The organism is uncultured Mesonia sp. (assembly GCA_947499595.1).
GTDB lineage: Bacteria > Bacteroidota > Bacteroidia > Flavobacteriales > Flavobacteriaceae > Mesonia > Mesonia sediminis.
In genome coordinates this window covers 1-362 of the sequence record CANMOY010000051.1, presented here as the reverse complement: position 1 = coordinate 362, position 362 = coordinate 1, and the positions used below count along the sequence as shown (strand labels likewise).

Below are 362 nucleotides of genomic sequence, written 5' to 3'. Positions count from 1 at the left end.
CCGGCTTGGGGACAAATTTTTATCGGGATACCGGTGGTCATAGCGCTGTCTGTAAAATTTGTAGTAACACAACTAAAATCGGCATTAATGCTATAGGTAAAACTGCCGTAAGGGGGCACGCTGATGTCGCTGGCTTGTACGTTAAAACAGTATTGACCCGTTGGCGTTATAGGCGGGTTGACTAGACTTCCCACAAGCTGACCATTTTGGTATAAATCTAACGCAAGATTGTTTAAATAAGCGCCTCGCCCAGCATCATACTCCCCACAAATGCTTATAGGAAAAGGACCGCTTTGTACAGCCACCGGCGCCAAACAGGGGTCTTGATTTACCGGTGCAAGCAAACTACAAGCACTGCTGCC

General features: G+C 47.2%; 1 protein-coding gene. It reads right to left on the bottom strand.

The window, feature by feature from the left end:
- On the bottom strand, window positions 1-362 hold a 362-nt coding region (locus tag ACH2AZ_RS12525; protein ID WP_394908104.1), incomplete at both ends, for a hypothetical protein.